At 37.4% G+C, this 23,813-nt stretch carries 26 protein-coding genes and 2 pseudogenes; 12 read left to right on the forward strand and 16 right to left on the reverse strand.

Annotated elements, in window-relative coordinates; all coding sequences use genetic code 11:
- Positions 1–228 precede the first annotated feature (228 nt).
- The 4 genes from DWZ63_RS14830 to DWZ63_RS14845 all read left to right on the forward strand — a co-directional run bounded on the left by DWZ63_RS14830 (position 229) and on the right by DWZ63_RS14845 (position 2,353).
- A complete protein-coding gene (locus DWZ63_RS14830) occupies positions 229–1,032 on the forward strand; it encodes a DUF1700 domain-containing protein (RefSeq protein ID WP_118500298.1) in 804 nt (267 codons plus the stop codon).
- On the forward strand, positions 1,032–1,343 hold the full coding sequence (locus DWZ63_RS14835) for a PadR family transcriptional regulator (RefSeq protein WP_118500299.1): 312 nt from the start codon (positions 1,032–1,034) through the stop codon (positions 1,341–1,343). Before DWZ63_RS14830 ends, DWZ63_RS14835 begins: the two co-directional genes overlap by 1 nt.
- A gap of 440 nt (positions 1,344–1,783) precedes the next feature.
- Entirely contained in the window at positions 1,784–2,098 is a 315-nt protein-coding gene (locus tag DWZ63_RS14840) for a type II toxin-antitoxin system prevent-host-death family antitoxin (RefSeq protein ID WP_118500300.1), read from the forward strand.
- A 63-nt stretch (positions 2,099–2,161) separates the two neighbouring features.
- Positions 2,162–2,353: a type II toxin-antitoxin system YoeB family toxin gene (locus DWZ63_RS14845; protein WP_243020672.1), complete on the forward strand. Its 192-nt coding sequence runs from the start codon at positions 2,162–2,164 to the stop codon at positions 2,351–2,353.
- A gap of 43 nt (positions 2,354–2,396) precedes the next feature.
- Here DWZ63_RS14845 and argJ read toward each other — a convergent pair whose 3' ends face one another.
- The 5 genes from argJ to DWZ63_RS14870 form a co-directional block, all read right to left on the reverse strand.
- Positions 2,397–3,641, reverse strand: coding sequence for a bifunctional glutamate N-acetyltransferase/amino-acid acetyltransferase ArgJ (argJ, locus tag DWZ63_RS14850; RefSeq protein ID WP_118500302.1), 1,245 nt, complete (start codon positions 3,639–3,641; stop codon positions 2,397–2,399).
- A gap of 235 nt (positions 3,642–3,876) precedes the next feature.
- Complete coding sequence (locus tag DWZ63_RS14855; RefSeq protein ID WP_118500303.1) at positions 3,877–4,932, reverse strand: M56 family metallopeptidase; 1,056 nt, start codon at positions 4,930–4,932, stop codon at positions 3,877–3,879.
- Positions 4,933–4,941: 9 nt separating this feature from the next.
- Positions 4,942–5,301 carry a BlaI/MecI/CopY family transcriptional regulator gene (locus DWZ63_RS14860; RefSeq protein WP_022013397.1) on the reverse strand — a complete coding sequence of 120 codons (360 nt, stop codon included), beginning with the start codon at positions 5,299–5,301 and terminating at the stop codon, positions 4,942–4,944.
- A gap of 194 nt (positions 5,302–5,495) precedes the next feature.
- Positions 5,496–5,657, reverse strand: a complete 162-nt coding sequence (locus tag DWZ63_RS14865; protein WP_347474885.1) for a PDDEXK nuclease domain-containing protein — start codon at positions 5,655–5,657, stop codon at positions 5,496–5,498.
- A 20-nt stretch (positions 5,658–5,677) separates the two neighbouring features.
- Positions 5,678–6,091: a pyridoxamine 5'-phosphate oxidase family protein gene (locus DWZ63_RS14870; protein WP_243020676.1), complete on the reverse strand. Its 414-nt coding sequence runs from the start codon at positions 6,089–6,091 to the stop codon at positions 5,678–5,680.
- On the opposite strand from DWZ63_RS14870, the gene DWZ63_RS14875 reads away from it, so the two are divergent.
- Positions 6,066–6,323, forward strand: a complete 258-nt coding sequence (locus DWZ63_RS14875; RefSeq protein ID WP_347474883.1) for a helix-turn-helix domain-containing protein — start codon at positions 6,066–6,068, stop codon at positions 6,321–6,323. The two genes, DWZ63_RS14870 and DWZ63_RS14875, sit on opposite strands and share 26 nt — an antisense overlap.
- Before the next feature lie 38 nt (positions 6,324–6,361).
- A pseudogene (locus tag DWZ63_RS14880) lies at positions 6,362–6,569 on the forward strand (DUF6061 family protein).
- 164 nt (positions 6,570–6,733) lie between these two features.
- On the opposite strand, the gene DWZ63_RS14885 reads toward DWZ63_RS14880, so the two are convergent.
- Together DWZ63_RS14885 and DWZ63_RS14890 are read right to left on the reverse strand one after the other, a co-directional pair.
- Positions 6,734–7,156: a hypothetical protein gene (locus tag DWZ63_RS14885; protein WP_118500305.1), complete on the reverse strand. Its 423-nt coding sequence runs from the start codon at positions 7,154–7,156 to the stop codon at positions 6,734–6,736.
- Positions 7,153–8,541, reverse strand: coding sequence for an alanine/glycine:cation symporter family protein (locus tag DWZ63_RS14890; protein ID WP_055945498.1), 1,389 nt, complete (start codon positions 8,539–8,541; stop codon positions 7,153–7,155). The genes DWZ63_RS14885 and DWZ63_RS14890 overlap by 4 nt, the downstream gene beginning before the upstream one ends.
- A 470-nt stretch (positions 8,542–9,011) precedes the next feature.
- Here DWZ63_RS14890 and DWZ63_RS14895 point away from each other — a divergent pair, with 470 nt between their 5' ends.
- Positions 9,012–9,506: a transposase gene (locus tag DWZ63_RS14895; RefSeq protein WP_243020678.1), complete on the forward strand. Its 495-nt coding sequence runs from the start codon at positions 9,012–9,014 to the stop codon at positions 9,504–9,506.
- Positions 9,507–9,650: 144 nt separating this feature from the next.
- Here the strand turns inward: DWZ63_RS14895 and DWZ63_RS14900 are convergent, their stop codons facing one another.
- The 3 genes from DWZ63_RS14900 to DWZ63_RS14910 are packed head-to-tail and all read right to left on the reverse strand — an operon-like array spanning position 9,651 to position 11,618.
- Positions 9,651–10,553, reverse strand: coding sequence for a TlpA disulfide reductase family protein (locus DWZ63_RS14900; protein WP_118500306.1), 903 nt, complete (start codon positions 10,551–10,553; stop codon positions 9,651–9,653).
- Between the two features lie 41 nt (positions 10,554–10,594).
- Entirely contained in the window at positions 10,595–11,482 is an 888-nt protein-coding gene (locus tag DWZ63_RS14905; protein WP_009263529.1) for a 4Fe-4S binding protein, read from the reverse strand.
- On the reverse strand, positions 11,475–11,618 hold the full coding sequence (locus tag DWZ63_RS14910; protein ID WP_055945505.1) for a CD1871A family CXXC motif-containing protein: 144 nt from the start codon (positions 11,616–11,618) through the stop codon (positions 11,475–11,477). Before DWZ63_RS14910 ends, DWZ63_RS14905 begins: the two co-directional genes overlap by 8 nt.
- A 93-nt stretch (positions 11,619–11,711) precedes the next feature.
- Here DWZ63_RS14910 and DWZ63_RS14915 point away from each other — a divergent pair, with 93 nt between their 5' ends.
- Both DWZ63_RS14915 and DWZ63_RS14920 read left to right on the forward strand, forming a co-directional pair.
- Entirely contained in the window at positions 11,712–12,392 is a 681-nt protein-coding gene (locus tag DWZ63_RS14915) for a response regulator transcription factor (protein WP_172794180.1), read from the forward strand.
- Complete coding sequence (locus tag DWZ63_RS14920; RefSeq protein WP_118500307.1) at positions 12,389–13,546, forward strand: HAMP domain-containing sensor histidine kinase; 1,158 nt, start codon at positions 12,389–12,391, stop codon at positions 13,544–13,546. The genes DWZ63_RS14915 and DWZ63_RS14920 overlap by 4 nt, the downstream gene beginning before the upstream one ends.
- Positions 13,547–13,589: 43 nt before the next feature.
- Here DWZ63_RS14920 and DWZ63_RS14925 read toward each other — a convergent pair whose 3' ends face one another.
- Entirely contained in the window at positions 13,590–13,751 is a 162-nt protein-coding gene (locus DWZ63_RS14925; RefSeq protein WP_182431550.1) for a hypothetical protein, read from the reverse strand.
- An 8-nt stretch (positions 13,752–13,759) separates the two neighbouring features.
- Between DWZ63_RS14925 and DWZ63_RS14930 the strand changes: the two are divergent.
- Positions 13,760–13,948, forward strand: a pseudogene (locus DWZ63_RS14930) (tyrosine-type recombinase/integrase); the annotation flags it as partial.
- 74 nt (positions 13,949–14,022) lie between these two features.
- Here DWZ63_RS14930 and DWZ63_RS14935 read toward each other — a convergent pair.
- The 4 genes from DWZ63_RS14935 to DWZ63_RS14950 form a co-directional block, all read right to left on the reverse strand.
- On the reverse strand, positions 14,023–16,602 hold the full coding sequence (locus tag DWZ63_RS14935; protein ID WP_055945511.1) for a heavy metal translocating P-type ATPase: 2,580 nt from the start codon (positions 16,600–16,602) through the stop codon (positions 14,023–14,025).
- Positions 16,603–16,803: 201 nt separating this feature from the next.
- Complete coding sequence (locus tag DWZ63_RS14940; RefSeq protein ID WP_022013529.1) at positions 16,804–17,148, reverse strand: metalloregulator ArsR/SmtB family transcription factor; 345 nt, start codon at positions 17,146–17,148, stop codon at positions 16,804–16,806.
- A 277-nt stretch (positions 17,149–17,425) separates the two neighbouring features.
- A complete protein-coding gene (locus DWZ63_RS14945; protein WP_055945512.1) occupies positions 17,426–18,385 on the reverse strand; it encodes a glycosyltransferase family 2 protein in 960 nt (319 codons plus the stop codon).
- A gap of 163 nt (positions 18,386–18,548) precedes the next feature.
- A complete protein-coding gene (locus DWZ63_RS14950; protein ID WP_055945514.1) occupies positions 18,549–21,137 on the reverse strand; it encodes a PBP1A family penicillin-binding protein in 2,589 nt (862 codons plus the stop codon).
- Positions 21,138–21,619: 482 nt separating this feature from the next.
- Here DWZ63_RS14950 and spoIIR point away from each other — a divergent pair, with 482 nt between their 5' ends.
- Both spoIIR and DWZ63_RS14960 read left to right on the forward strand, forming a co-directional pair.
- Positions 21,620–22,366: a stage II sporulation protein R gene (spoIIR, locus tag DWZ63_RS14955; RefSeq protein WP_118500308.1), complete on the forward strand. Its 747-nt coding sequence runs from the start codon at positions 21,620–21,622 to the stop codon at positions 22,364–22,366.
- A 191-nt stretch (positions 22,367–22,557) separates the two neighbouring features.
- Positions 22,558–22,992, forward strand: a complete 435-nt coding sequence (locus DWZ63_RS14960; protein ID WP_055945517.1) for a DUF1934 domain-containing protein — start codon at positions 22,558–22,560, stop codon at positions 22,990–22,992.
- Between the two features lie 51 nt (positions 22,993–23,043).
- Here the strand turns inward: DWZ63_RS14960 and DWZ63_RS14965 are convergent, their stop codons facing one another.
- On the reverse strand, positions 23,044–23,535 hold the full coding sequence (locus tag DWZ63_RS14965) for a hypothetical protein (RefSeq protein WP_022013534.1): 492 nt from the start codon (positions 23,533–23,535) through the stop codon (positions 23,044–23,046).
- Between the last annotated feature and the right edge of the window lie 278 nt (positions 23,536–23,813).

Genomic DNA, 23,813 nt, shown 5'->3' on the forward strand with positions numbered 1-23,813 from the left:
CCACGACAAGTCATATAGGGGTGGAAATTAGTTTTGCAAATGAGGTGCATAGAATAAAAAATCATATCTTTTGATATTCCCTTGACATATATAAAAAAAAGAATTACTATATATACATAACTCACTACTGTTTAACACACAGTAGTAACTATATATAACATTTTAAAATTATCTATGTAATAAATAATTTTAAGCATATTAATAGACTACTACAGAAAGGAGCTTTCTATGTCTAAATTTAATTCAGAAAATAAATTCATTAAAAATTTAAGATTTCACTTATCTTTTTATTTTAATGATATTGATATTTCAAATATTATAAGTGATTATGAAGAATGGTTTGAAAATGAAAAACTGCATGGAAAAACAGAAAAAGAAATTTGCAATTCTTTGCAAAATCCAGTAACCATAACCCAAAAATTACATTCAGAATTTCCACAAAAGCACTTATTTACAAATAATACAACAATACAAATGCTTTTAATTATAATAATACATTTTTTGTCTAATGTATTATGTTTAAATATATGTAATAAATATACATCAAACTTCTTAGCATATTCACTTTTAATTAATTTTTTACTTTTTATAATACCTATATTTTTTATAAAAGCAGAAGATAAGAATATTATAAAAACAACATATTTTAGTATAATAAATAACATATTTTTATTTGGAATTGATGTATCAATTGTTTTATTACAAAACTTTTTTTTACCAAATTTGAGATTTCATAATTCTGGCAAAATATGTACTTATATTATAACTTTAATTTCGCTTATTTTGTTTCTTATAAACATATACTTTTGTTTCAATAAGCTTTACAAAAATAAGTTCTTTGGAATTATTACAATTTTTCATATTTGCACCGAAATAACACTACTACTATATTGTGAAAATCAATTACATATGTTATCTGATACAATTTCTGAATTTAGACTTTTAATATTCGGAAATATATGTATATATTTTGAATTATTATTGTTATGTATTATCTTCTATATATTAAATTTAAAATCAAAGGAGAAATAATGGACTCACAGTTAAAACGAGGAATTTTAACCATATGCATTCTTCAATTATTAACTACAAAAGATGCATATGGTTATGATATCATAAAATTTTTGCAGAATTATTTCTATGATACAGAAGAGAGTACATTTTATGCAATATTACGAAGATTAAATAAAGATGGACTAACAGATATATATTATATAGAATCTCCACACGGTCCTAAAAGAAAATATTACAAAATTACAAACACAGGAAAAGAAAAACTAAATAATTATCTATCTTCATGGTATGAAATAGAACGGATTTTTTCAGACATAGGTATATTATAGAGATTTAATAACATAAACTACAATGGAGGATTTTAAAATAAAAAACAAAAATATTCTAATAAGTATGATTATCATTTTTTGTATTATTGTTAATAATAATATGGTAGCATCAGCAGTTACAACATCACATAATGACCAATACTCAACATACTATATAAAATATGATAACGATAATTTACTAGACAACGCCATCATAATATCTTCAGAATCTTATAGCGAAAATAACAGAAAAATAACAACCACAGTATATGATTTTAATTACTCTCAAGTGAAATTTTGGGAAAAGTAAAAGGTAAGGCGGAAAGATAATAGCCTGTCGAGAGCATTATGATGAATAAATACCCCGGCAGACATGAAAACATTTGCATTGTGCATAATAATGTTATATAATTTATGTACTATAAACAGTACAGTTTTTAGTACAAAAGGAGGTTTGACTTATGATAGCAACAAAACAAGTGGATTTACGAGCGAACTTAAAAAAATATTTTGATATTGCATTTTCCGGAGAACCAGTTATAGTTTCAAGAAAACAAAATAAAAATGTAGTTGTAATTTCTGAAAGTGAATACAACGAACTACAAAGAGCAAAAAGAAATGCCGAATACCTAAAACGCCTAAATGAAAGCATGGCTCAAGCCAATGAGGGAAACACCATAACACTGTCATTAGATGAATTACAGGCAATGGAATCAGATGATTGGAAACCATCACAAAAAATGCTTGATTTCATGGAGAAAATAAACAATGAATGATTTCACATTTACCGCCAATGGATTTAAAGACTATTATATTGGCAAATGCAAGATAAAAAAACATTGAAAAAGATAAATTCATTATTGGAAGATATAAAAAGAAATGGTGCATTAAATGGCATAGGCAAACCTGAAAAGTTAAAAAACAGACCTGAGTATTCAAGAGGAATAGATGATGCCAACCGCCTTGTATATGTAATAGACGAATTACAAAACATAAAGATAATAGCCTGCCGAGGACATTATGATGAATAAATAACCCGGCAGGCATGATAATACCTATCTGCATTCAATCAATCTACGAACGATAATCTCCGTTAATCTTAACATAATCATAAGTGAGGTCACAGCCCCATGCTTTCGCACTCACATCTCCCTGTCCGAGGTCAATATCTATAAATATCTCGTCCTTTGCAAGTATCTTTGCGGCTTCGTCCTCTGAGAACTCAACACCTGCTCCATTTTCGCATACTTTCACACTTCCGACTTCTGAGCGAAGTGATACACTGACTTTTGCAATATCAAAATCAGCTTCTGCATAACCGATTGCACAGAGTATTCTTCCCCAGTTTGCATCCTCACCAAACATTGCACATTTAAACAACGGACTCCTGATAACGCTCTTTGCTACGATTATTGCCGTTTCAATATCGGGTGCTCCCTCGCAGGTACACTCAAGAAGTTTTGACGCTCCCTCTCCGTCAGATGCAAGCATCTTTGTCATATTTGACATTACGATATAAAGAGCCTGTTTGAATTTGTCATAGTCATCACCCTCGGCTGTGATTTCTTTATTTCCGGCAAGACCATTTGCCATTACGCTTACCATATCATTTGTGGATGTATCACCGTCAATGCTGAGACAGTTATATGTAACCTTTACTATATCGCTGAGTGCTTTCTGAACCATCTCTGTTGTAACTGCCACATCTGTTGTAACAAAGTTAAGCGTTGTTGCCATGTTTGGATGAATCATTCCGCTTCCCTTTGCCATGCCGCCGAGATGACACACCTTTCCGTCTATCTCAAACTCTACCGCAACTTCCTTACGAATGGTATCCGTTGTCATTATCGCATCTGCTGCCGCCGTATGACCGTCTGTTGTCATTCCGTCAACAAGTTTCTGCATATAATCTTCAAAAGGTTTTACTGAAAGTATCTGTCCGATAACACCTGTTGAAGCAACGATTACTTCCTCCGGTTTGATTCCCACGGCATCTGCAAGAAGATTTGAAACTTTTTCAGCAATCTCCTCGCCGTCAGCATTACAGGTATTTGCATTTTTTGAATTAACGATAACAGCCTTTGCCTTACCGCCACTTTTTTCAAGGTGTTTTTTAGTAACAATGATAGGTGCACCTTTTACTTTATTCTGAGTGTAGACACCAGCCGCATTGCATTCCGTCTCACTATAAACAACACCAAGGTCAAACTTTTCCTTAACCGGATTTATTCCACAGTTAAGTCCGTTTGCAACAAATCCTTTGGCAGCACACACACCGCCCTCAATATATTTGTATCCGTCAAAAATCTCTTTAGTCATGTCGAGCCTCCTGTTTTTTATTATTAAACACTTTCTCTGAAGATAATGCCTTTTCATGAACCACACACAAAGCTAAAACTTCGCAGTTTTCTGTTTACAAGTGTTTTTTTATTATTTATTTGTTGTACTATGTACTTTCAACATCTTAACTCTTTTTTGAGATTTTCACAATACTTACTTTCTATAAGGCTTTTTCCATCTATTACCGCCCACACCCATCTACATCTGACAGCTTCTATTTTTCTTTTAAATTTTTAATTTTTATTGTAACTTTGCCGTCTTTTTCAAGCTTTTTAAGTTCATCCTCTGTCAATTTTACCTGTTTCCCATTTACATAATATGTCGCAGTTCCATCGGCATATGCAGTGCATGAAACTGAATCACCCTCTGCATATTCTTCGACATCATTTATTTCAACTGCAACCTTTGATTTTTTATCTTCTTCTGATGTCTTACTTATATCTGTTTTCGCCTGTGCTTTATTATCATTATCATCAGCTTTTTTTACTTCACCGCATCTCAAAATCACCTGTTCATCACAAGCCATTTCAATATCACGGTTGATAAAAACATACATCAGCCATACAAGAGGATTGAACCAATGAATACAGACTGCAAAAACTGCTGCCAGTTTCCAAATGTTATCCGCATATTTTATATGAACACTTTCGTGCATCAACACATATTTTATTTCATTATCCTCATTAGAAAATACTCCGTCCGATTTCTTTAATTTCACAAATATTTTTGGAAATATTATCTCCGGATGTATAATTCCAAATGTTATCGGTGTTGCCGTCATATCAGAAACATAAAGTTTTACATATTTCGGCAAAATTTTCATCTGTCTGATGTTCTGCTCAAATTCCTCCTGTAATGGTAATGCAACTTTAAACTTTTTGTACTCCCTATAATATGAAACTGTAAAAAACACAATTAAAACAACTGCCACAAGTCCCCACCCTGTCAACACTAAATTTATATTGTTATTTTCAGAATACAGATTTTGCGGCTTTGACATCACTGATGCCCCTGCTGCATAATATATTCTGGACTTATTTTCACTTCCAAAAAGCCCACCCAAAATATTTTTTGCACCTCTGACCATTCCAATGAAAGGCTTTGCAATACCAAATGTTATCGGAAGATTAATCGGTATTATCAAACGAAGCAAAACAATTTTCCACATTGTTACGATAAATCTCTTTGAGAAATAATTTCCGGCAATTTTTTCTAATATAATCGTAAGTACAATAAGCACTCCTGCCGAAACACTCATGTCTATAAGCATTTAAACACCTCACTTCATTTGATTTACCATATCCTTTAACTGCTCCAGTTCTTCCGCCGTTAAACTGTTCTCAGACAACATTGCTGCAAAAAAATTCTTTTTTGACCCTTCAAACATACGGTCTATAAGTTCCTCTGTCTCATATTCCTGTGCATCTTTCTTTGAAATAAGTGCCCTGCATCTGAATTTTGGTTCAAATCTTTCAACAGCACCTTTTTCAATACATTTTTTAATAACTGTATATGTGGTATTTCTATTCCACCCTATTTCTTCTTTTAAAATCTTTGCTATATGTCCTGCTGTCAATTCACCCTCTTTCCATAAAATTTCCATAACTTTCAGTTCTGAATCATAAAGCTTTATTCCCATGGTAATTTCTCCCTGTATTTTCAGTTTAAAAAATGACTATTGCAATAGTTATTACACTTTTATACTATCACGCTAGTCATTTTCAGTCAATATTATTTTTGTGTTAATTCTGTGAACAATTACATACAACTGCATAGATTATTATTTCTTGTACTTTCCAACCAGCCGTTTCCCCTGACCGCTCAAACTTGAAGTTATTCATTTAATTCAGCCTCAATATCTTCAATGGTAGGCATACTACCTTTGAACTCTTCTGGTATAAGTTTTGATAATTCATAACTAGAAATACCAAGTGGTTGGCTAGTAGATTCTAATGCATACCGGGCTTCTACTTTATCCATATCTTTACAAATCAGAAGTTACATTACTCAAAATTTTACAGATTGATAACCTTCGGTTCTTCTGTGAATGAATAAATAGTTGCGATGCCACTTTCAAAAACGAATACCGTCATCAAATTGTCATCGACAGTATACATAGACTGGAGAGCATTTTTATTTGCTTCCATCATGGCTACACGAGCTTCACGGCGAGTATCTTCTTTTACTGCACCTTTCACACGAATCCAAGTACCTTTGTTCATTCCACACATTTCAACTTTTCCATTTACTTTCATCTGGTTGTAAACATCTTTTTTATTATTCGTTACAATATAAAGCTTTCCTTCAAATTCACATACAGCACCAAATGTGTGAACATGTGGCTGGTCTCCTTCTACCGTGGCAATATAAAAAGTTTTAACAGGTAAATGGTCTATGTATATTATGCATTTATTAACAGATGGTCCCACCCGGTTTAATGAATTACAAAGAAAAATGCCAGAAGAAATGACACATACAACGCTATCAAGACAGCTGAAAAAGTTGGAAGAAGAAGGCTTGATTGAACGCATAGAATATCAGCAGATTCCACCAAAAGTCGAATACAAATTAAGTGATATTGGAGAAAAATTCAGAAAAGTACTGAAGGAGTTGGAAATATGGGGAAACGAGTATATTCAATATTTAAACGATAAAGAATGATGAAATATTCTCCTACGAATATGGGTAGCATATAAGCTATGGATGTTTATACCAGTGCAGACTATATGCTTCGCATTGACTGCTGGGAAGCAGAAAAGAATTTGAGAACTACACCTGGATCAGACACCTGGATCAGATTGTGCATTAAACACACTTGCCATTGATGAACCACTAGAATATGCGAGACTGTATCTTGATAGGAATTTACAGATGTGGGTAGATGCAGAAGATTCCTTGACATTATAGTAATGTTTAAAAAAAGGGGATGTCTATTGACTCAATATTCTGCAGGAGTAAAAATGAACCGTTATGATATACTACTTTAAATCCAAAGCAGCACGGATCCTTTGGCTCAAGGGAAATTTCAAATTCATAATCATCCCCGTCGTAAACAACATCCACAAACGGGATCATAAAATTGTATACACGATCATACAGATATATCCGACTGCATATCTTCCACTGTGTTCTGTCAGTACCATCTTGCTTCGTTCAAGTTTAAATCCATTTTTGCCTTTCGTATATGTGCAGGTAATACCTGTTCCTTCATCGTCAGCACTTGAAAAATACAATTTCTTTCCATAAGAAAATCTGTAGATGAGATATCTTGACGATTTCGCAACCTGTTTGTAACATCCGGAAACTTTTTGATACAATACCGTATTAAGTGTATTGTCATTATGCTTTTCCATATAGGTTCTGCCATTTGATTTGAACGTCCGCGATGATGCCTGCACCGTTGTCGTCCTGACATTGGTTATCGCAAAACATCCCAGAACCATAAACAATAACAACAGACATAGTTTCAAATGCTTTCTCTTTGTGTTTTTCATTTTCTTTTTTCTTTTTCGTATTCTTTCAGTTCTTTCAGAGCCTTCTCACCCTGTGGGTAAAGAATGATGATATTAAAGATCGTCATCAGTCCGATTCCAACATCACCAAGATCCCACACAAATGTATATGCTGCAAGGCCGCCGATGAACAGCATCACAAGCGCCAGTACTTTGTATGCAGTCTGTGAAGCCCAGTTATCTCCGAAAAGATATGCAACATTGCATCTCGCATAAAAAAGGATGCCCAGAAACGTCGAAAAACTGAATAAAAACAGCGTCGCCGCAATAAAGATCACACCAAAACGGCCAAGATGATGTTCCATTGCTGTCTGCAGAAGATCCATTCCAGAAAGTCCTGTAACTTTTTCTTCCGGCGCAAGCAGCATGATAAATGCTGTACAGCTGCAGATCACGATCGTATCCACAAATACCCCGAGCGCCTGTACCAATCCGGCTTTGACCGGCTGGTCACATTCTGCCGCTGCTGCCGCACACGGAGCAGATCCGGAACCTGCTTCATTCGAAAACAGTCCACGTTTGATTCCATTCATTAGGACTGCGCCAAAACCGCCGGCTGCTGCCTGTCGGAATCCAAATGCTTCCTCAAAAATTCTTGCAAAAACACCCGGCAAACTTCCAAGATTCATCACAATGATCAGAATCGTGATTGCAAAATAGCATACCGCCATGACCGGCACTACCATATCCAGGATCTTAACTGTCGCATCTTTACGAAGCACTATCACAGCAGCCACAGCAACAAGTACTACCGTCATATAGATCGGCGGAATGGAAAATGCATTTTTAAATGAAGAAACAACAGAATTGCTGATCACTTGACTGATACCGCACCAGCAGATCAGACCGGAGATTGCAAACAACACAGAAATCACCACTTTGTTTCTCTTTTTCTTCTGTTTTTCTTCTACATATGCATGAATATAATACGCCGGACCGCCGCGGTAACCTCCGTACAGTGGATCTTTTTCTTTATAAAGCTGTGCCAGTGTCGCTTCAATAAAAGCTGTTGATGAACCGATAATTGCCGTCACCCACATCCAGAAAACCGCACCGGCGCCGCCTGCCGAAATTGCCGCAACAACACCGATCAGATTTCCCATACCGACACGGGTTGCCGTCGAAACGATCAGTGTCTGAAATGAAGACAGACTGTTTTTTTCTTGTTTCTTCTCAACCAGTGCCTGCACCATATCCGGGAACAGGCGAATCGGCAGAAAACGCGTCCGAACTGTAAAATAAATTCCTGTAGGAATCAGTAATATAATCAGAAGCGAAATTCCCAGAGTGCTGCCGCCCGGCAGTGGAATCTGCACCAGATCTCCCCACAGAAAACTATATACTTTCTCAATCAGAGTAACTATCATACTTTAAACCCTCTTCCATACTCACAACATCCGGGATACATGCTGCTCACGTCATCTACAACAGCCTGATTCCCGGACAGATACCATAATAGTATAGCCCATATTAACCCTTAAACGCAAGTACTTTTAGGGTTTAAAGTCAAAAACTTTAAATAATTAAATCTTTCACCTTACCAAAACTGTTCACATATATCCAGTGTAAACTTTCTTGCTTCCTCTACCGCCATATTCATATCCGCCGGCGAAACTCTTCCTTTTAATAAAATCACATCATCTTATTTGTCGTTGAAAATAAATAGTTTATTTACTGGCAATCAAGCTTTCAACTATGTTTGAAGCCTACAGCATCGTTTAACATGGAATTTCATCAAGTATTGTTTGCATTATCTAAATACCATTGGTTCACTGGTAACATTCCGCGAGGTGTTTTTTGTGAACAGAACGGAATTGAAAAGTATATGAAATTTCCAATGTTTAAAAAGGAAACTAAGGATCAGAAATATCATGAAGATCCATTTCGTGCAGTTAACTTCAGAATTGATGAGCAAGGTGTCATGAGATGTCCTAACGATAAAGCATTCCATTTTTTATACAGAAAAAATGTGAGGGGAAATCAATACGGACGTAAGGAAGAATTGTATGAATGCGAAGACTGTAGTGGATGTCCATATGCAGAGAAATGTAAGAAGACAGATAAGAATCGAACCGTTCGGATCAATCAGGAATTAACTTCCATGCATCAGGAAGTAATCGAAAACCTAGAAAGTATCCATGGTGCATTATTACGAATGAACCGTTCGATACAAGCAGAAGGCACTTTCGGAATTATGAAAAACGACCGTTGGTACAAGAGAATTGTCCGAAGAGGTATTCATTCAGTCAAACTGGAAGTTTTACTTGTGGCGATAGGCCACAATCTATATAAATATCAGAAAAAAAAGAGGAGAAACAGAACTGCCGCATAGATTCAGAAAAAGAATTTCTATGGGGTAGGGGAAGTGCGCTTTCTTTGCGCATGATTTCAGTCATTTATACACAACAGGTACAAAAAGGGAGATGCGAAAAAACTCAATCGAGTTTTTTCACATCCCCTTTTTATATGTAGACCTCTATTTATTTGTGCTGTCTGCATCAATTACAGACTTAATCTGCTTCATAAGGGCATCATAGTTGTCCTTGTTATCAATTCCGCCGAGCATTGGTTCGCCTACAATATTGCCATTTCTGTCAACAAGTATAGTTGTTGGAAAGGCCATGATTTCTGAGGCATATTTACCGGCAGCACTAGAGGAGCCAATTGACAGATTACGATATTTGACACCCTGGCTTTCAAGAACAGAGGCAGCCTCTTTGATAGCTTTTTTATTGCCATCGAATGTCTCAGTGTTGATGCCAACAACTTCTCCGCCCATTGATTTGATAGCATCATTTAATTCGTTAAGCTTGGATAATTCAGCGACACATGGTTTGCAGCCGGTAAACCAGAAATTGACGACTGTTACTGCATTACCGGAAAACAGACTTTCATCAACCTTATTGCCATCAAAATCCTCACCGGAAAAATCACTGAATACAGATGAGGCTTTAGAGCTGTCCTTCTTGTTATCGTCTGATGATGTATTTTTGTTTTCAAGCTCTGCTATCTGTTTCTCGATTTTGCGTATGGTTTCAATATCCTCATTAAGTGTTTTAAGCTCATCGTCTGTGAATGAATTCTTGTTTGATTCTACGGTACCGGCAAGATAATCAGCATAATTTCCGTTTGGATCGGCGTCACTTTTGTTCATCATGCCAAATGCCTTGTTCCACACACCATCGTGATCTGCAAAAAGCTGATTTTCCTGCTGATATAAATCATCAAGCTTGGAATCTGATTTGCCGGATGCTTCTGAGCCGGCTTTAGTCTGAGTGTTCTTAGAATCTGTTGTGGAAGCTTGCTTTACGCCACATGCTGTAAGTGATAATGCTATGCAGAGTGTAAAAATAGAAATAAATGATAATTTGTTTTTCATGAGTAATTCCTCCTTTAAAATAATAGTAAAATGTTTAATAGCTATCTGTTGTCATTTTTTTGACATGATTTTCCCATAAACCGGTAGCAGATGGCGTCCTTCGGACATGCCTTTATGCAGGCACCGCAGCGTATGCACTCGGGGTGATCCGGTGTCTTACACACATCCACATCCATCTTACATGCCTTTGAGCATTGACCGCATCCGACACATTTGCTGCTATCAACGGTGATTTTGAGCAGGCTGACCTTATTAAATAATGAGTAGATTGCTCCAAGCGGACAAATCCATTTACAGAAGGGCCTGTAAAACAAGATACTTAGTACAATCACTGCTATTAAAATCATACACTTGAAAGAAAAAAGCTTTCCCAGCGCAGAACGGATAGCAGCATTTCCAATAGATAACGGTATAGCACCCTCTAAAACACCCTGAGGACAGATATATTTGCAGAAGAACGGATCTCCCATTCCTATAGAGTTCGTTACAAGCATCGGAAGAAGTATAACGAAAACAATAAGAATGACATATTTTAGGTACCTAAGAGGCTTTAGTTTGGCTGTGGATAATTTCTTTCCGGGGATTTTATGAAGTAAATCCTGAAACCATCCAAATGGGCACAAAAAACCACATATAAATCTGCCGAGAGTTACACCGAGTAAAATAAAAAATCCGGTTATGTAGTATGAAAACTTAAATTTTGATGATCCGACAACTGCCTGAAATGCCCCTATTGGACAGGCTCCTGTCGCGGCAGGGCAGGAGTAGCAGTTTAATCCGGGTACGCATACTGTTTTTGCATTGCCCTGATATATTTTACCCTTAAATAAATTTGGAATATGAATATTTGTCAGCAGCGTTGCTGCGGCCTGTATCCAGCCACGTATTTTTGCCAGTTTTCTTGATAGTAATTTCTTTTCCTTATCCAATTCCAACACACTCCAGACATAGTTTTATTGCTTTACCAAGCACTGTAGCCGCCTCACCTCTGACTGCACCATAGCTTATCATGGATACACCAAGGATAAGCAGAATGATTTGACATATTTTTTGGTATTTCAACATAATGTTGCTCCTTTTTGTTGTATTGTTGACCAGCTGACTTTGGTATTATATAATATAGGTTGTAAAATTATTGTTAAGAAGCAGGAGAATATTTTGAGATTATTAATTGTTGAGGATGAGAAACAAATATGTGATATGGTTGCAAAGAGTCTGTATGCTGCCGGTTATGAAGTGGATACCTGTTATGATGGGAAAGAGGCTCTTGAATGTATACTTTCGGAGAATTATGATCTGATAGTTTTGGATTTGAATCTGCCGGGGATGGATGGCATGGAGCTTCTTAAGGAGCTTAGAAAATACAATGATGAAACTAAGGTTTTGATATTATCTGCAAGAGGTCAGATTGCTGATAAGGTAGAGGGACTGGATGCAGGAGCAAATGATTACATGGAAAAACCATTCCATCTGCAGGAGCTTGAGGCACGTATCAGAAGCCTGACAAGAAGGAAATTTGTACAGAATGATATATGTCTTAAATGCGGAGAAATAAAGTTTGATACGATTAAACGCGAGGCATATGCAAAGGAAGATCCGGTTCCACTGACAAGAAAAGAGAATGGTATTTTGGAATATTTACTTATCAATATAGGCAGACCGGTGAGTCAGGAGGAGCTGATAGAGCATGTGTGGGATGCCACGGCAGACAGCTTTAGCGGAGCAATCAGGGTACATATGTCTTCACTTAGAAAAAAGCTTAAGGCGAAGCTTGGATATGATCCCATTCAGAACAAGGTAGGTGAAGGCTATAAAATACGGGAGGAGTCTGACAGATGAAAAGAATGTCGCTACAGTGGAGACTTACGTGCATTACTACATTGTGTATTGCTATTATATGTGGCTGCCTGACTATGTTTGTCTATAAAAACGGTGTGCATTACATCGATTCTCTGCAGAATGCGGTAGAGTCACAGGGGGATGAAAAAGGAAACAAATCAGATGAAATATATATCAGCATACCGGACGATAAGTGGGATGAGTTTGCGAATGAATTTTCGGTTCAGGTGTACAATAATAAGGCCGACTATAAAAGAAACAGTCTGATAATCACGGTTTTGCTGGCGCTTTTGGGAGGTGTCGTCACTTATTTTATAAGCGGGCATGCACTCAGACCAATAAGGGAGTTTTCAGATAAAATTGAAGAGGTACAGGCTCAGAATCTGTCTGATTCTAGAATAAAGGAAAACAATGTTAAGGAACTGAACCAGCTGGGTATTTCTTATAATAAGATGCTTGAGCGTCTGTCGGAAGCATTTGAGATACAGAGACAGTTTACTGCAAATGCAGCACATGAGCTGCGTACTCCATTAGCGTTAATGCAGGTACAGCTTGATTTATATAATTCTGCCTCTCACCTGGGAAATGATGCAGACACTTTGCAGACCATAAAAATGGTTACGGAACAAAATGATAAATTAAACAGGATGGTAAAGACTCTTCTTGACATGAGTGAGCTTCAGACGGTGGGAAGGGATGATAAAATTATATTGGATGCTATTGTTGAAGAGGTTTTGGCAGACCTTGAGCCTCTTGCAGTGGAAAAAAATATAAAGCTGATTGGAAAATGTGAGGATGCCACTATGATAGGAAGTGATATCCTTATTTACAGGCTTGTATACAATCTGGTTGAGAATGCCATCAAATATAATCATCCGCTCGGACAGGTTACAGTAACCGCATATCAGAGAAACAAGCATGTTTATCTGTCTGTAGAAGATACGGGAAGCGGAATACCAAAGGAGCTTAGGGAGAGAGTGTTCGAGCCATTCTTCCGTGTGGATAAATCCAGAAGCCGGGAGCTGGGTGGCGTAGGGCTAGGTCTTGCTTTTGTCCGTGAAATCGTTAGAGTACATGATGGCAGTATTTGTATCAAATCAGGCAAGACTGGGGGAACGATTTTCGAGGTGACTTTTGCACAGCATTCAATGTAGCGTTCCATTTTACACATTTGTCAACGCTATTAAAACAGATTTGCTAAATGAGAAAAATAGAATAATTTATCAAAAACGCTGAGAATAATTTCTTCTCAGCGTTTCCGACAACTATTTTCCTTCCTTTGGCACCCTGTTTCACTTTTGGCAAATAATTTCCAATAATCATAAACAGCAGTCCAGTTCCATAGTAAATTACTGCCATAAACAGATTTTCACTTTCACCAGTTACGGCACACCTACACCAGCAACCTGCTCTCAAACGGGGCAGCTCCAAAAGATGTACAGGAACTGTTAGGACATTCCGATGTCAGTACCACAATGAACATTTACGCTCACTCAACAAGAAAAGCAAAGCGGGATTCCGCAAGACTTCTTGATAAAGTAGCGAGCAACGCTTAATAAAAAATCCCCTTATTTCCCTTGCGGATTCCTCACAAGTTCATAAAATAATATTCTTTATTCCTTTTATTTTCTCACTCTTTCTTCCCAAACAAAATCCTTACCGAATTAAGCACGCATATCATTGCAACTCCGGAATCAGCAAATACAGCCATCCACATTGATGCAATTCCCACAAATCCAAGAACCATTACAAGTGCCTTTATTATAAGTGCTCCTATTACATTCTGCATTGCAACGGCTTTTGTTTTCCTGGCAATCTTTATACTTTCAGGTATAGCTGAGAGTCTTGAATTCATAAACACAACATCTGCCGCTTCTATCGCTGCATCTGCTCCGCTTCCCATAGCCGCTCCTACATCTGCCCCTGCAAGTACCGGTGCATCATTTATTCCATCACCGACAAACATAACCGTACCCTTTTCCTCACGGATTTTTGAAAGATTGTTAAGTTTATCCTGTGGAAGCTGTTTTGCATAGCAGGCATCTATTCCCGCTTCTTTTGCTACCATCTCGGCATTTTTCTGTGAATCTCCCGTAAGCATTGCTGTCCAGAGTCCGTACCTCTTTATGTCATTTATCGCCTGTTTTGAGTCTGATTTTATCTTATCATTGATAACAATATATCCTATATATTTTCCCTCAAAAGCAAGCAATACCTCTGTTCCATAAATTTCTTTTGCTTTTTCAGGCACTTCAATCCCATTCATGGCAAGAAGTTCTAAATTTCCACATAAAAGTTTTCCATCCTCAAGCGTGACTTCCATTCCTTTTCCGGAAATTTCCTTTATATCCGCAACCTGAGGTATATCGAGTCGTCTGTTTTTCACTTCCTCCATAATACTCGTAGCTATCGGATGTGTTGAACGGCTCTCTGCTGCCCCTGCAAATGCAAGCACTCTGTCCTCTGTATATCCACCGTCACTTACTATCTGTGCTACTTTGAAATTTCCCTCCGTCACTGTTCCTGTCTTATCCATGACAACTGCTTTTACCGCTGCAAGTGATTCAAGAGAAACACCGCCCTTGAACAAAATTCCTTTTTTAGAACCTGCACCTATTCCTGCAAAGAAAGCAAGCGGTACACTAAGAACAAGTGCACAAGGACAGCTTATTACAAGAAAAGTAAGTGCCGTGTATATCCAGTAATGCCAGTTTCCCGTTATAAATGACGGGATAACCGCCGTAGCCAAAGCCGCAAATACAACGATAGGTGTATATACTCTTGCAAATTTGCTTATAAATCTATCAATCTTAGGTTTTGATGCCGCCGCATTTTCAACCGCTTCAAGAATACGGCTTACCATAGACTCTTCCAAAATTTTCTCAACCTTTACATATATAACCCCCGACATATTTACACAGCCCGAAACAACTTCACTTCCCTCTTTTACCCCTACAGGAACAGGCTCACCCGTTACCGCCGAAGTATCAATGCGGCTGTCACCCTTGATGATAACACCGTCAAGCGGTATTCTATCGCCCGGTCTTACCTCGATAACATCTCCAACCTCTATTTCCTCAGGGTCAAGTTCTATTACATTGTCTCCGTCTACATATCTTACAATCTCTGGACGCATATCAACTGCTTCCATAATCTGTTTGCGGCTCTTTCCGACTGCAATATCCTCAAAAAGCTCGCCAATCTCATAAAACAGCATAACTCCTACTGCCTCCGGATATTCACCCGTTGCAAATGCACCGATTGTTGCGATGCTCATAAGGAAGTTTTCATCAAAAACTTTTCCTCTGAAAAGATTTTTAACAGCCTTTAAGACAACCTCACCACCAAGTATCACATATGACACAACGAAAAGAGCTATATACACAGCCGGCATAGCATTAAGATATTTCTGACAGACAACACCACCTATAAAAACGAATGCACCGGTTACAATTTTTATAAGTTCCAATTTGACATCATCATCTCCATCTTCATCCGCTTCAACTGATTTCTCCTTTTCACTGCTATATTCCTCAATAACAGTTCCCGGTTCCATTTTGTCTGCTATCTCTCTAAGTTTTGGAAGAACTTCGTCGGGATTTTTGGCTTCTACCAAAAGCTGGCTTGTTGCAAAAGTCAATGTAACCGCCACATCCGGCAGTTCGTTCATCTTTTTTTCAACTTTAGCTGCACAGTTCGCACAATCAATGCCCTCTATACGATACTTTTTCTTAGCCACACCCTCAAGGTGCTTATAATGATGCTCGTGTTCTTTATGCTCTCCACAGCAACAATCATCATCGCAGCAATCGTCTTTATCGTGGTGATGATGATGTTCATGTCCCTCATGCTCTCCACGACAACAATCGTCTTCGCAACAATCTTCGCCATGGTGGTGATGTTCATGTCCCTCATGCTCTTCACGACAACAATCGTCTTCACAGCAATCGTCGTCATGGTGGTGAGATTTCTTCTTTCCTCCATGTTTTCTTGTCTTTGAGATTTCCTCTATCACCGTGCCCGGCTCCATCTTGTCGGCAATTTTTCTAAGTTCAAGTAATACCTCGTCAGGATTTTCAGCATCTACCATAAGCTGGCTCGTCGCAAATGTCAATGTAACTTCCACATCCGGCAGTTCATTCATCTTTTTTTCAACTTTAGCTGCACAATTCGCACAGTCAATACCCTCTATATGATATTTCTTTCTCATAATATTACACCTCACTTTTATTTATATTTGTTTGTAACGGTTCAGCCATAAAAAATAATTGCAACACAAAGCTGAATTGTCACATTGATCTGATATATTAAAAACAACATATGAACAATCATTCATATGTTGTTTTTAATATATCATATGCAATAAAAAAAGGCAAGTGAAAATTTGCCGAAATGAAAACGAAATACTCTCCTACTCCTCCACATGCTCAATCCCCTGTCTCAATATAGTAAAAACATGTTCATCCGCAAGTGTGTAAAGCACAGTTTTGCCCTCTTTTCTAAACTTGACAAGCCTGTTCTGTTTCAATATGCGAAGCTGATGCGATATAGCACTCTGCGTCATATTTAAAATAGATGCGATGTCATAAACACACATCTCATTCTCAAACAGAACATAGAGAATTTTAATTCTGGTCGAATCTCCAAAAACCTTGAACAAATCCGCAAGATCATACAACTCACTCTCGTCCGGCATCTTGTTATCAATCTCCTCAGCTGTCTTTTCATCAATCGTCATATATGTTTTCTCATCCATATTAAAACTCCATTCCAAACATTTGATATTTATATTATTACTATTTATCGCTATAAAATCACCAAAACATTATTTTCCAGCATATATCATAAAACATTCTACTTTATTACCAATGACATTTATATACAAAAACACACCCAGCATCGTTAGAAAGCATATTTGTATGTAAAGCACATCCGGCATTGTCACAAAACATTTTCATATGTAAAGCACATCAAAACTTACAATATAATATTGTACTAACAGCCGACTTTCATTGCACTGAATTGGATTGTGCCTACACATCCATCCCAAGTCTCCTCAACGCCAACTTAGGTATCTCCCCTGAGCTCCTTATATCAAGAATACTCTCCGTCTCCGTAAGTCCATTCTGATACCACATGACAGCCTCCGAAACATTCCCGATACTTTCATAATAAACTCCCAGTTCACAACATATCTCAGCACATAATGTAGTAGCCGCATCTTTGAGGGCACATTCCATAAATGCCACCGCATCACCCTTCAATCTATAACACCTTGCCAGCACGCAAAAGGCTTCTTTCACTTCATCTATACTTCTGCCATCTTCTTCAAGCGTTCTTTTAAACAGACGCTCAGCCTTTAAAAAATCTTTATCTTCTCCCGAACGGAAAAGCTCCATCGCATACATATGATGAAGTTTCTTTGAAAACCTTTTCCCATCTGCCGCTATCCTCTCAAATGCTTTAAAATCTCTTGTTGCATGATTTGTAAGCGGTCTGTGTTCCACAATAATATCACTGTCATATACAACCGGGTCTATTCTTAAAGTCTCATGTATCTGGTCTATCCAGGTAAACGCTCTTAATCTCTTATAAAGTTTTGGTCTGTATTCCTCTTCAAAATTGTAAACCGTACTTAATTCAGCCGGTGTATGATAAATCATCTGAACAATTTCTATCTCAGGAAGCATTATCTTCTTTAACTGACGAAGCTTTTCTTTGTTTTCATTATCCAGATATTCATCTGCATCTGCTGTATAAATATAATCACCAACTGCCTTTGATGCCGCAAAATTTCTTGCATCTGCAAAATCATTGCACCATTTATAATCAAAAACCTTATCGGTATATTTCTTTGCAATTTCTTTTGTCCTGTCAGTTGAACCAGTATCTACGATAATTATCTCATCCATGATATCGCAAAGACTGTTGAGACACCTTGAAAGCACTTCCTCCTCATCCTTCACTATCATACATAAACTAAAAGTCGTCATACCATCCCTCGTTTCATGCCTGTTTACTCTCATCAATTTTATCTATAAATTTTATATATAAATTTTATATATACACTGTACCTGCATAATTTTAATCTGAAAGCCTTGCTGTGGCAAATTTATGGATTTAAAAATGCAAAGCAAGGCTATTCTGTTAATATTGTTATTCCTGCATATCATCCGTACCTACATCATCCGGATTGGAATTATCTCCACCACCAACATCGTCCGGCTGTGAATCTGTTCCGTCACCGGTATCTCCCGTATCAACATTGTCACTTGACGGCTTTTTAGTAGGAGGTGTTTTATCACCGCTATCACCCGTATCTGTTCCATCGTCAGTTACTGGTGCTTCTGTCGGTTCTGTTTCATCTGCTTCTGCTGCATCCGGATCAATCGTAGGCACAGCCGTTGCCGTTGTATTTCCATCCGAGCCATAACTTCCACTGTATCCGCTTGATGAACTTGTACTCTTTTCTCCATCATAAGACTTAAATTCAACATTCTTAAGCCCCTGATGTATATCCGACATAAATTCACGCCATATCCTAAGCGGATATGTATTTCCATACAAGTCTGAAATAGTCTTCGGGTTATCATATCCTACCCATACTGTAGTAGTATAATATGGTGTATATCCACAAAACCATCCGTCTTTTTTATCACTTGTAGTTCCTGTCTTACCTGCACATGACATATTGTCAAGTGCGTTTCCTCTTGCTGTTCCACTCACAAGAACTCCCTGCAAAATGCTTGTCATCATCCTTGCGGCATTTTTCTTATATACCTGTTTTTCCCTGCGGTTATTTTTATTATTTACTATAGTCTTGCCATCCGCATCCGTAATCTTGCTTATGCAGGTAGGCTCTCTGAACACACCGTCATTTTCTATTGTTGCAAATGCAGATGCCATCTCAACAGTTGTGACACCATTTGTCAGACCACCAAGCGAAGCCGCCGGATAATAATCGGAGTCTGTAATGTTGGCAAATCCCATCTTAATAGGATATGAAAGCCCCACCTCAGGTGTAAGTTCCTGGAAAAGTTTCCATGCGATTACATTCTTTGATTTTTCAACTGCATATCTAAGTGATATTTTTCCGGCATAACTTCCGTCAGCATTGTGTGGACCTCCATTAAAATAAGTATCATCAACTATACTGTCAGGTGTATATCCTCTCTCAAGCTGCGGTGTATAGACCGCTATCGGCTTAAAACAGCTTCCCGGCTGTCTGTAACTCTGATAAGCTCTGTTTAGTGTATATCCTGTAATACTCTTTTGCTTTCGCCCACCTACTATTGCAACAACAAGCCCATTTGAATTATCTATACAGGTAGCTGCACCCTGTAATTTATATACTTTATCCTTCTTTGTCTTTTCCTTAAATCCTGCAAGCTGGTCATTTACTGCCTTTTGAAGTTTCTTCTGCTTCTTTTTATTCAGCGAAGTATAAATCCTATACCCACCGGTATATAAAGAATTGTGACATTCATCGTACAACTTGTCATATTCCTTATCATACTGTTTCTTTTCTTCATCATTTTTAAACTTGTACTTAAACTCAAATCCTCTCGCTTTCATAAGTGCCTTTGTGGCACAGCTTACGGCATATGTTGTCATATAATTCTGAGTCTTTATTGCCTGTGCAGGCTTTAATACTATTTTTTCATAATTTGCGTCACTGTACTCAGCAGCCGATATACAATCTTCATCAAGCATCTGTTTTAAAATACGGTTCTTTCTCTTGAGCGTGTTCTGGTAATGCTCCAAAGGGTTATAAAAACTTGGTCTGTTCGGTATAGAGCACAGAAATACAGCTTCTGCAAGGTCAAGGTCTTTCGCCGGCTTATTAAAATATCCCCTGCTCGCCGCTTCTATACCATAATATCCATTTGCAAAATAAATATTATTTATATAAAATTCAAGAATCTGATCTTTTGTATATTTCTTTTCAAGATCCAAAGCAATAAATATTTCCCTGACTTTTCGCTCATAGGTTCTCTCATTTGACAAAAATACATTTTTTGCAAGCTGCTGTGTTATCGTACTTCCACCTCGTGAAATATCCTTATGTCTTAATTTGCTCTCAACAAGCATAACTGCTGCTTTTGCAGTAGACCAAAAGTTTACACCCTCATGCTTATAAAAATCTCTGTCCTCAGTAACAACCATTGCGTCTTTTACCGATTGTGGAATCTCATCAAAGCTAAGATAATATGAATCCTTATCACCTTTAAGCTTTGCTATCATGGACTTATTTGAAGCATAGATAATACTTGTCTCCGATGCCCTAAATGTATCTGCTGTCGAATTTTCAACAACATCCGTTGCTTCCATCTTCCATTTTAGGAGGTCATCACCAAATTTAAAATATATAACAACAAGTGCAGCAAGTATCGCTATAAGTGCAATAAGCATAAAAATCTTAAAACCAAACCAAAACTTTTTATGTCTTCTCTGTTTTTTCAGCTTCTTCTGTTGCTTTTTAGCCTGTTTTGGTGAAAGTGTATTTCCGGCTTCGACTCTTCTTGTGCCTGCCGCCTGTGCACGATTTCCGTACTGTCCCGCATTACCACTGTACTGTCCACGAGTCTGTTCCACTCTCTGACCGTATGCCCCACTTCCGTTTCTGCCATAACCGCCACCTGAAACATTTCCTGCCTGCCTGTTTCCCGACTGTCTCTCTCTGACAACAATGTCATCCGGATTAAACACTCTGGTGTCTCCTCTTCTTATATTTCTATTTGACATATATTAATCCTCATTTCCGAGCAACTTGTTGCTAATAGGCAAATATTGAACAAATTTTCATTTATTAAGTTCTTTTAAAACTCCATCTCCCTGACTTTCAGTCAAGAAGCCTCCCTCGCTTTCAGCTCGGTCAATTTCAAATTTGCGTCTGCCTTAAAAACAATTTGTTCTGCTCAAAAACAAATTGCCATGCAAAAAATCCTGCATATATAGATTTTTCACACTAACTCCCAATTAACGCTATAATAACATATTTACGCTGACAATGCACCTTTTCGCCATCATCTTAATAAAAACTTTAGCTGATGTTCGCATATACAAAATGCATAAATATGTGAATAAAATTTTTTTTCACGGCAACACTCCCCATTATGACAGGTCACAAAACAGTCGGTTTCATCCGCATATTAAATGCCAAATGCAACATATGCATGGACAACGGTAATAAATGACGGTCAAATAAAAAACGGAGTGTTAAAAACATGAACAAAACAAAATTATATAAGCTTATATTTATTATCGCCATTTATTCGGCAGCATTTACACTTTTACTTATCAGTATTAAAAATTATACATCTTATCTGAGCACATACAAAAGCAATAAAACTACACAACATACCAAAGTTTTATCATCCACAAAACACATCGAAAAAGCAAACTGTATCAACAAAATACAGAAAAATATTGCAAAAAATATGTTAAGACTTCATGTCATTGCCAACAGTGACAGCGATAACGACCAGAATTTAAAACTAAAAGTAAGAGATAGTATCTTACATGAACTTCAGACCGGTTTAAACACAGCCACTTCACCGGCTCAGGCAAAACAGTATGTTGCCTCAAAATTTCAAAATATTAAAAATACTGCCAATTATACTATTCACCAAAATGGTTATTCTTATTCGGTAAAAGTATTTATACAAAACCGATATTTTCCTGTAAAAACATACGGAGATCTCACATTTCCGGCAGGATATTACGATGCCCTATGTGTTGAAATCGGCAAAGCTGCCGGTCACAACTGGTGGTGCGTCCTCTTTCCAAGTCTCTGCTTTGAAAACGCAACGACAGCTACAGTTCCTGACGAGTCAAAAGCAAAGCTGAAAAATTCACTTACCCGTGAAGAATATGATTCCCTTGAAAAACCACAGCACACAAAAAATGATGGCAAAAATACCGCCGATGTAAAAATCCGCTGCGGAATTTATGATGTATTTACAAACAATTAAACAACAGAACCGTAACCGTCCAGCCATAAAAATATAATCGGTAATATCTGAGCCTGCTCATTGTATTGCTGTTGCAGCAAAACCTTTTACATTTATCATGTAACATTGTACTTCTCCACATTCATATGCTATAATGCTCTACATGGGTAACACTGAACGAATAGAGAAATGAAGTGAGGAATAGGAATACTATGAACAATAATGTACTTGTCACCGTACACGGTCTGCAGCATGAAATAGATGATAAAGAGGGCATACAGACAAAACAGACCGGAAACTACCGCCTTGTCGCCGGAAAACACATAATATCATATAAAGAATATTTCAGAGATGAGGAAACCGGAAGAGATGCTACAATATCAAATCTCCTTAAAATATCAGGAGATACCGTCACACTGACAAAGCGTGGTGCAACAAACACCGAAATGACATTTAAAACCGGAAAAACACATACAGGTTTTTATGAAACACCCTTTGGTTCAATGCAAATGTCCCTTGATACTACACGAGTTGACATCAAAGAAGCTGACGATAAAATAGAGATTTCCATCGATTACGGACTCGACATGAATTACAGCCATGTCTCTGACTGCACTATAACGATGGTTATTGAGTCATTAAATTAAAAAAATCCGCTGCTCACGATGAAAATATGAACAGCGGATTTTAAATAACCTTTACTTGTCTTTAGAAAACTTATTCTTAATCTTCTGAGAAAACTTAACTTTCTTTGGTTTAGCCTCAAGATTTGTACGAAGTCCCTGAACCTTTGTAATATAGATACCGCTCACTGTCGCACGAACTGATTTTTTAACAGGAATAAGTTCAAAAATCTTTTCATCACAGATAAGCGTCATAATCTTTGGTCCGACCTTAGCTTTTACGATAGGCACTTTCTGACCTCTGAGATACTTAGGTGTCTGGTCTATAACAAGCTGTGGAAGACCCGACTCTTTAAGCTTCATACGCTTTTTATCAACTATAAGCAATGACACATTCTGTGCTGCTGCCTCTATCTCTTTCTGTGTGCTTTCCTGACGTTTCTGCAATTTTCTGCCATATATACTAAGGGCAACAAGTGCAGCTATCAGCAAAACGATAATTACAATCATAACCACGACCCACACTTTTACCCCAAGTACAGGCACTAAAACAAATTCATTGTTCATAAAATGTAACCTCTTTCTGCATAAATTCTTTTTCGTGCTCCAGACACGAATATCAATCCATAGATTTTTATGTCAAGCGGATATTCGCAGCCAGTTGTCACAAGACAGCTTACGGAAATTCCCCCTTAAAATAAAAACCGTTTCCATATCAGTATAACACACTTTACGATATTGTGCAAAAAACTTTGCAGCTCCAGTATATCGTAAAGTCAGGCAAATATTCTCAATTCGCTCTGCCGCTTCATTTATAGTGTTAAATCTTTGATATATCTCATTAA

Source organism: Clostridium sp. AF34-13 (assembly GCF_003477845.1).
GTDB lineage: Bacteria > Bacillota > Clostridia > Lachnospirales > Lachnospiraceae > Butyribacter > Butyribacter intestini.

Coding starts and splice junctions, on each gene's coding strand:
- DWZ63_RS14830 (WP_118500298.1), top strand. CDS start 229: ATGTCTAAATTTAATTCAGAAAATAAATTCATTAAAAATTTAAGATTT.
- DWZ63_RS14835 (WP_118500299.1), top strand. CDS start 1,032: ATGGACTCACAGTTAAAACGAGGAATTTTAACCATATGCATTCTTCAA.
- DWZ63_RS14840 (WP_118500300.1), top strand. CDS start 1,784: ATGATAGCAACAAAACAAGTGGATTTACGAGCGAACTTAAAAAAATAT.
- argJ (WP_118500302.1), bottom strand. CDS start 3,641: ATGACTAAAGAGATTTTTGACGGATACAAATATATTGAGGGCGGTGTG.
- DWZ63_RS14855 (WP_118500303.1), bottom strand. CDS start 4,932: ATGCTTATAGACATGAGTGTTTCGGCAGGAGTGCTTATTGTACTTACG.
- DWZ63_RS14860 (WP_022013397.1), bottom strand. CDS start 5,301: ATGGGAATAAAGCTTTATGATTCAGAACTGAAAGTTATGGAAATTTTA.
- DWZ63_RS14875 (WP_347474883.1), top strand. CDS start 6,066: ATGCATTTATTAACAGATGGTCCCACCCGGTTTAATGAATTACAAAGA.
- DWZ63_RS14885 (WP_118500305.1), bottom strand. CDS start 7,156: ATGAAAAACACAAAGAGAAAGCATTTGAAACTATGTCTGTTGTTATTG.
- DWZ63_RS14890 (WP_055945498.1), bottom strand. CDS start 8,541: ATGATAGTTACTCTGATTGAGAAAGTATATAGTTTTCTGTGGGGAGAT.
- DWZ63_RS14895 (WP_243020678.1), top strand. CDS start 9,012: ATGTTTAAAAAGGAAACTAAGGATCAGAAATATCATGAAGATCCATTT.
- DWZ63_RS14900 (WP_118500306.1), bottom strand. CDS start 10,553: ATGAAAAACAAATTATCATTTATTTCTATTTTTACACTCTGCATAGCA.
- DWZ63_RS14910 (WP_055945505.1), bottom strand. CDS start 11,618: ATGTTGAAATACCAAAAAATATGTCAAATCATTCTGCTTATCCTTGGT.
- DWZ63_RS14920 (WP_118500307.1), top strand. CDS start 12,389: ATGAAAAGAATGTCGCTACAGTGGAGACTTACGTGCATTACTACATTG.
- DWZ63_RS14925 (WP_182431550.1), bottom strand. CDS start 13,751: ATGGCAGTAATTTACTATGGAACTGGACTGCTGTTTATGATTATTGGA.
- DWZ63_RS14935 (WP_055945511.1), bottom strand. CDS start 16,602: ATGAGAAAGAAATATCATATAGAGGGTATTGACTGTGCGAATTGTGCA.
- DWZ63_RS14940 (WP_022013529.1), bottom strand. CDS start 17,148: ATGGATGAGAAAACATATATGACGATTGATGAAAAGACAGCTGAGGAG.
- DWZ63_RS14945 (WP_055945512.1), bottom strand. CDS start 18,385: ATGACGACTTTTAGTTTATGTATGATAGTGAAGGATGAGGAGGAAGTG.
- DWZ63_RS14950 (WP_055945514.1), bottom strand. CDS start 21,137: ATGTCAAATAGAAATATAAGAAGAGGAGACACCAGAGTGTTTAATCCG.
- spoIIR (WP_118500308.1), top strand. CDS start 21,620: ATGAACAAAACAAAATTATATAAGCTTATATTTATTATCGCCATTTAT.
- DWZ63_RS14960 (WP_055945517.1), top strand. CDS start 22,558: ATGAACAATAATGTACTTGTCACCGTACACGGTCTGCAGCATGAAATA.
- DWZ63_RS14965 (WP_022013534.1), bottom strand. CDS start 23,535: ATGAACAATGAATTTGTTTTAGTGCCTGTACTTGGGGTAAAAGTGTGG.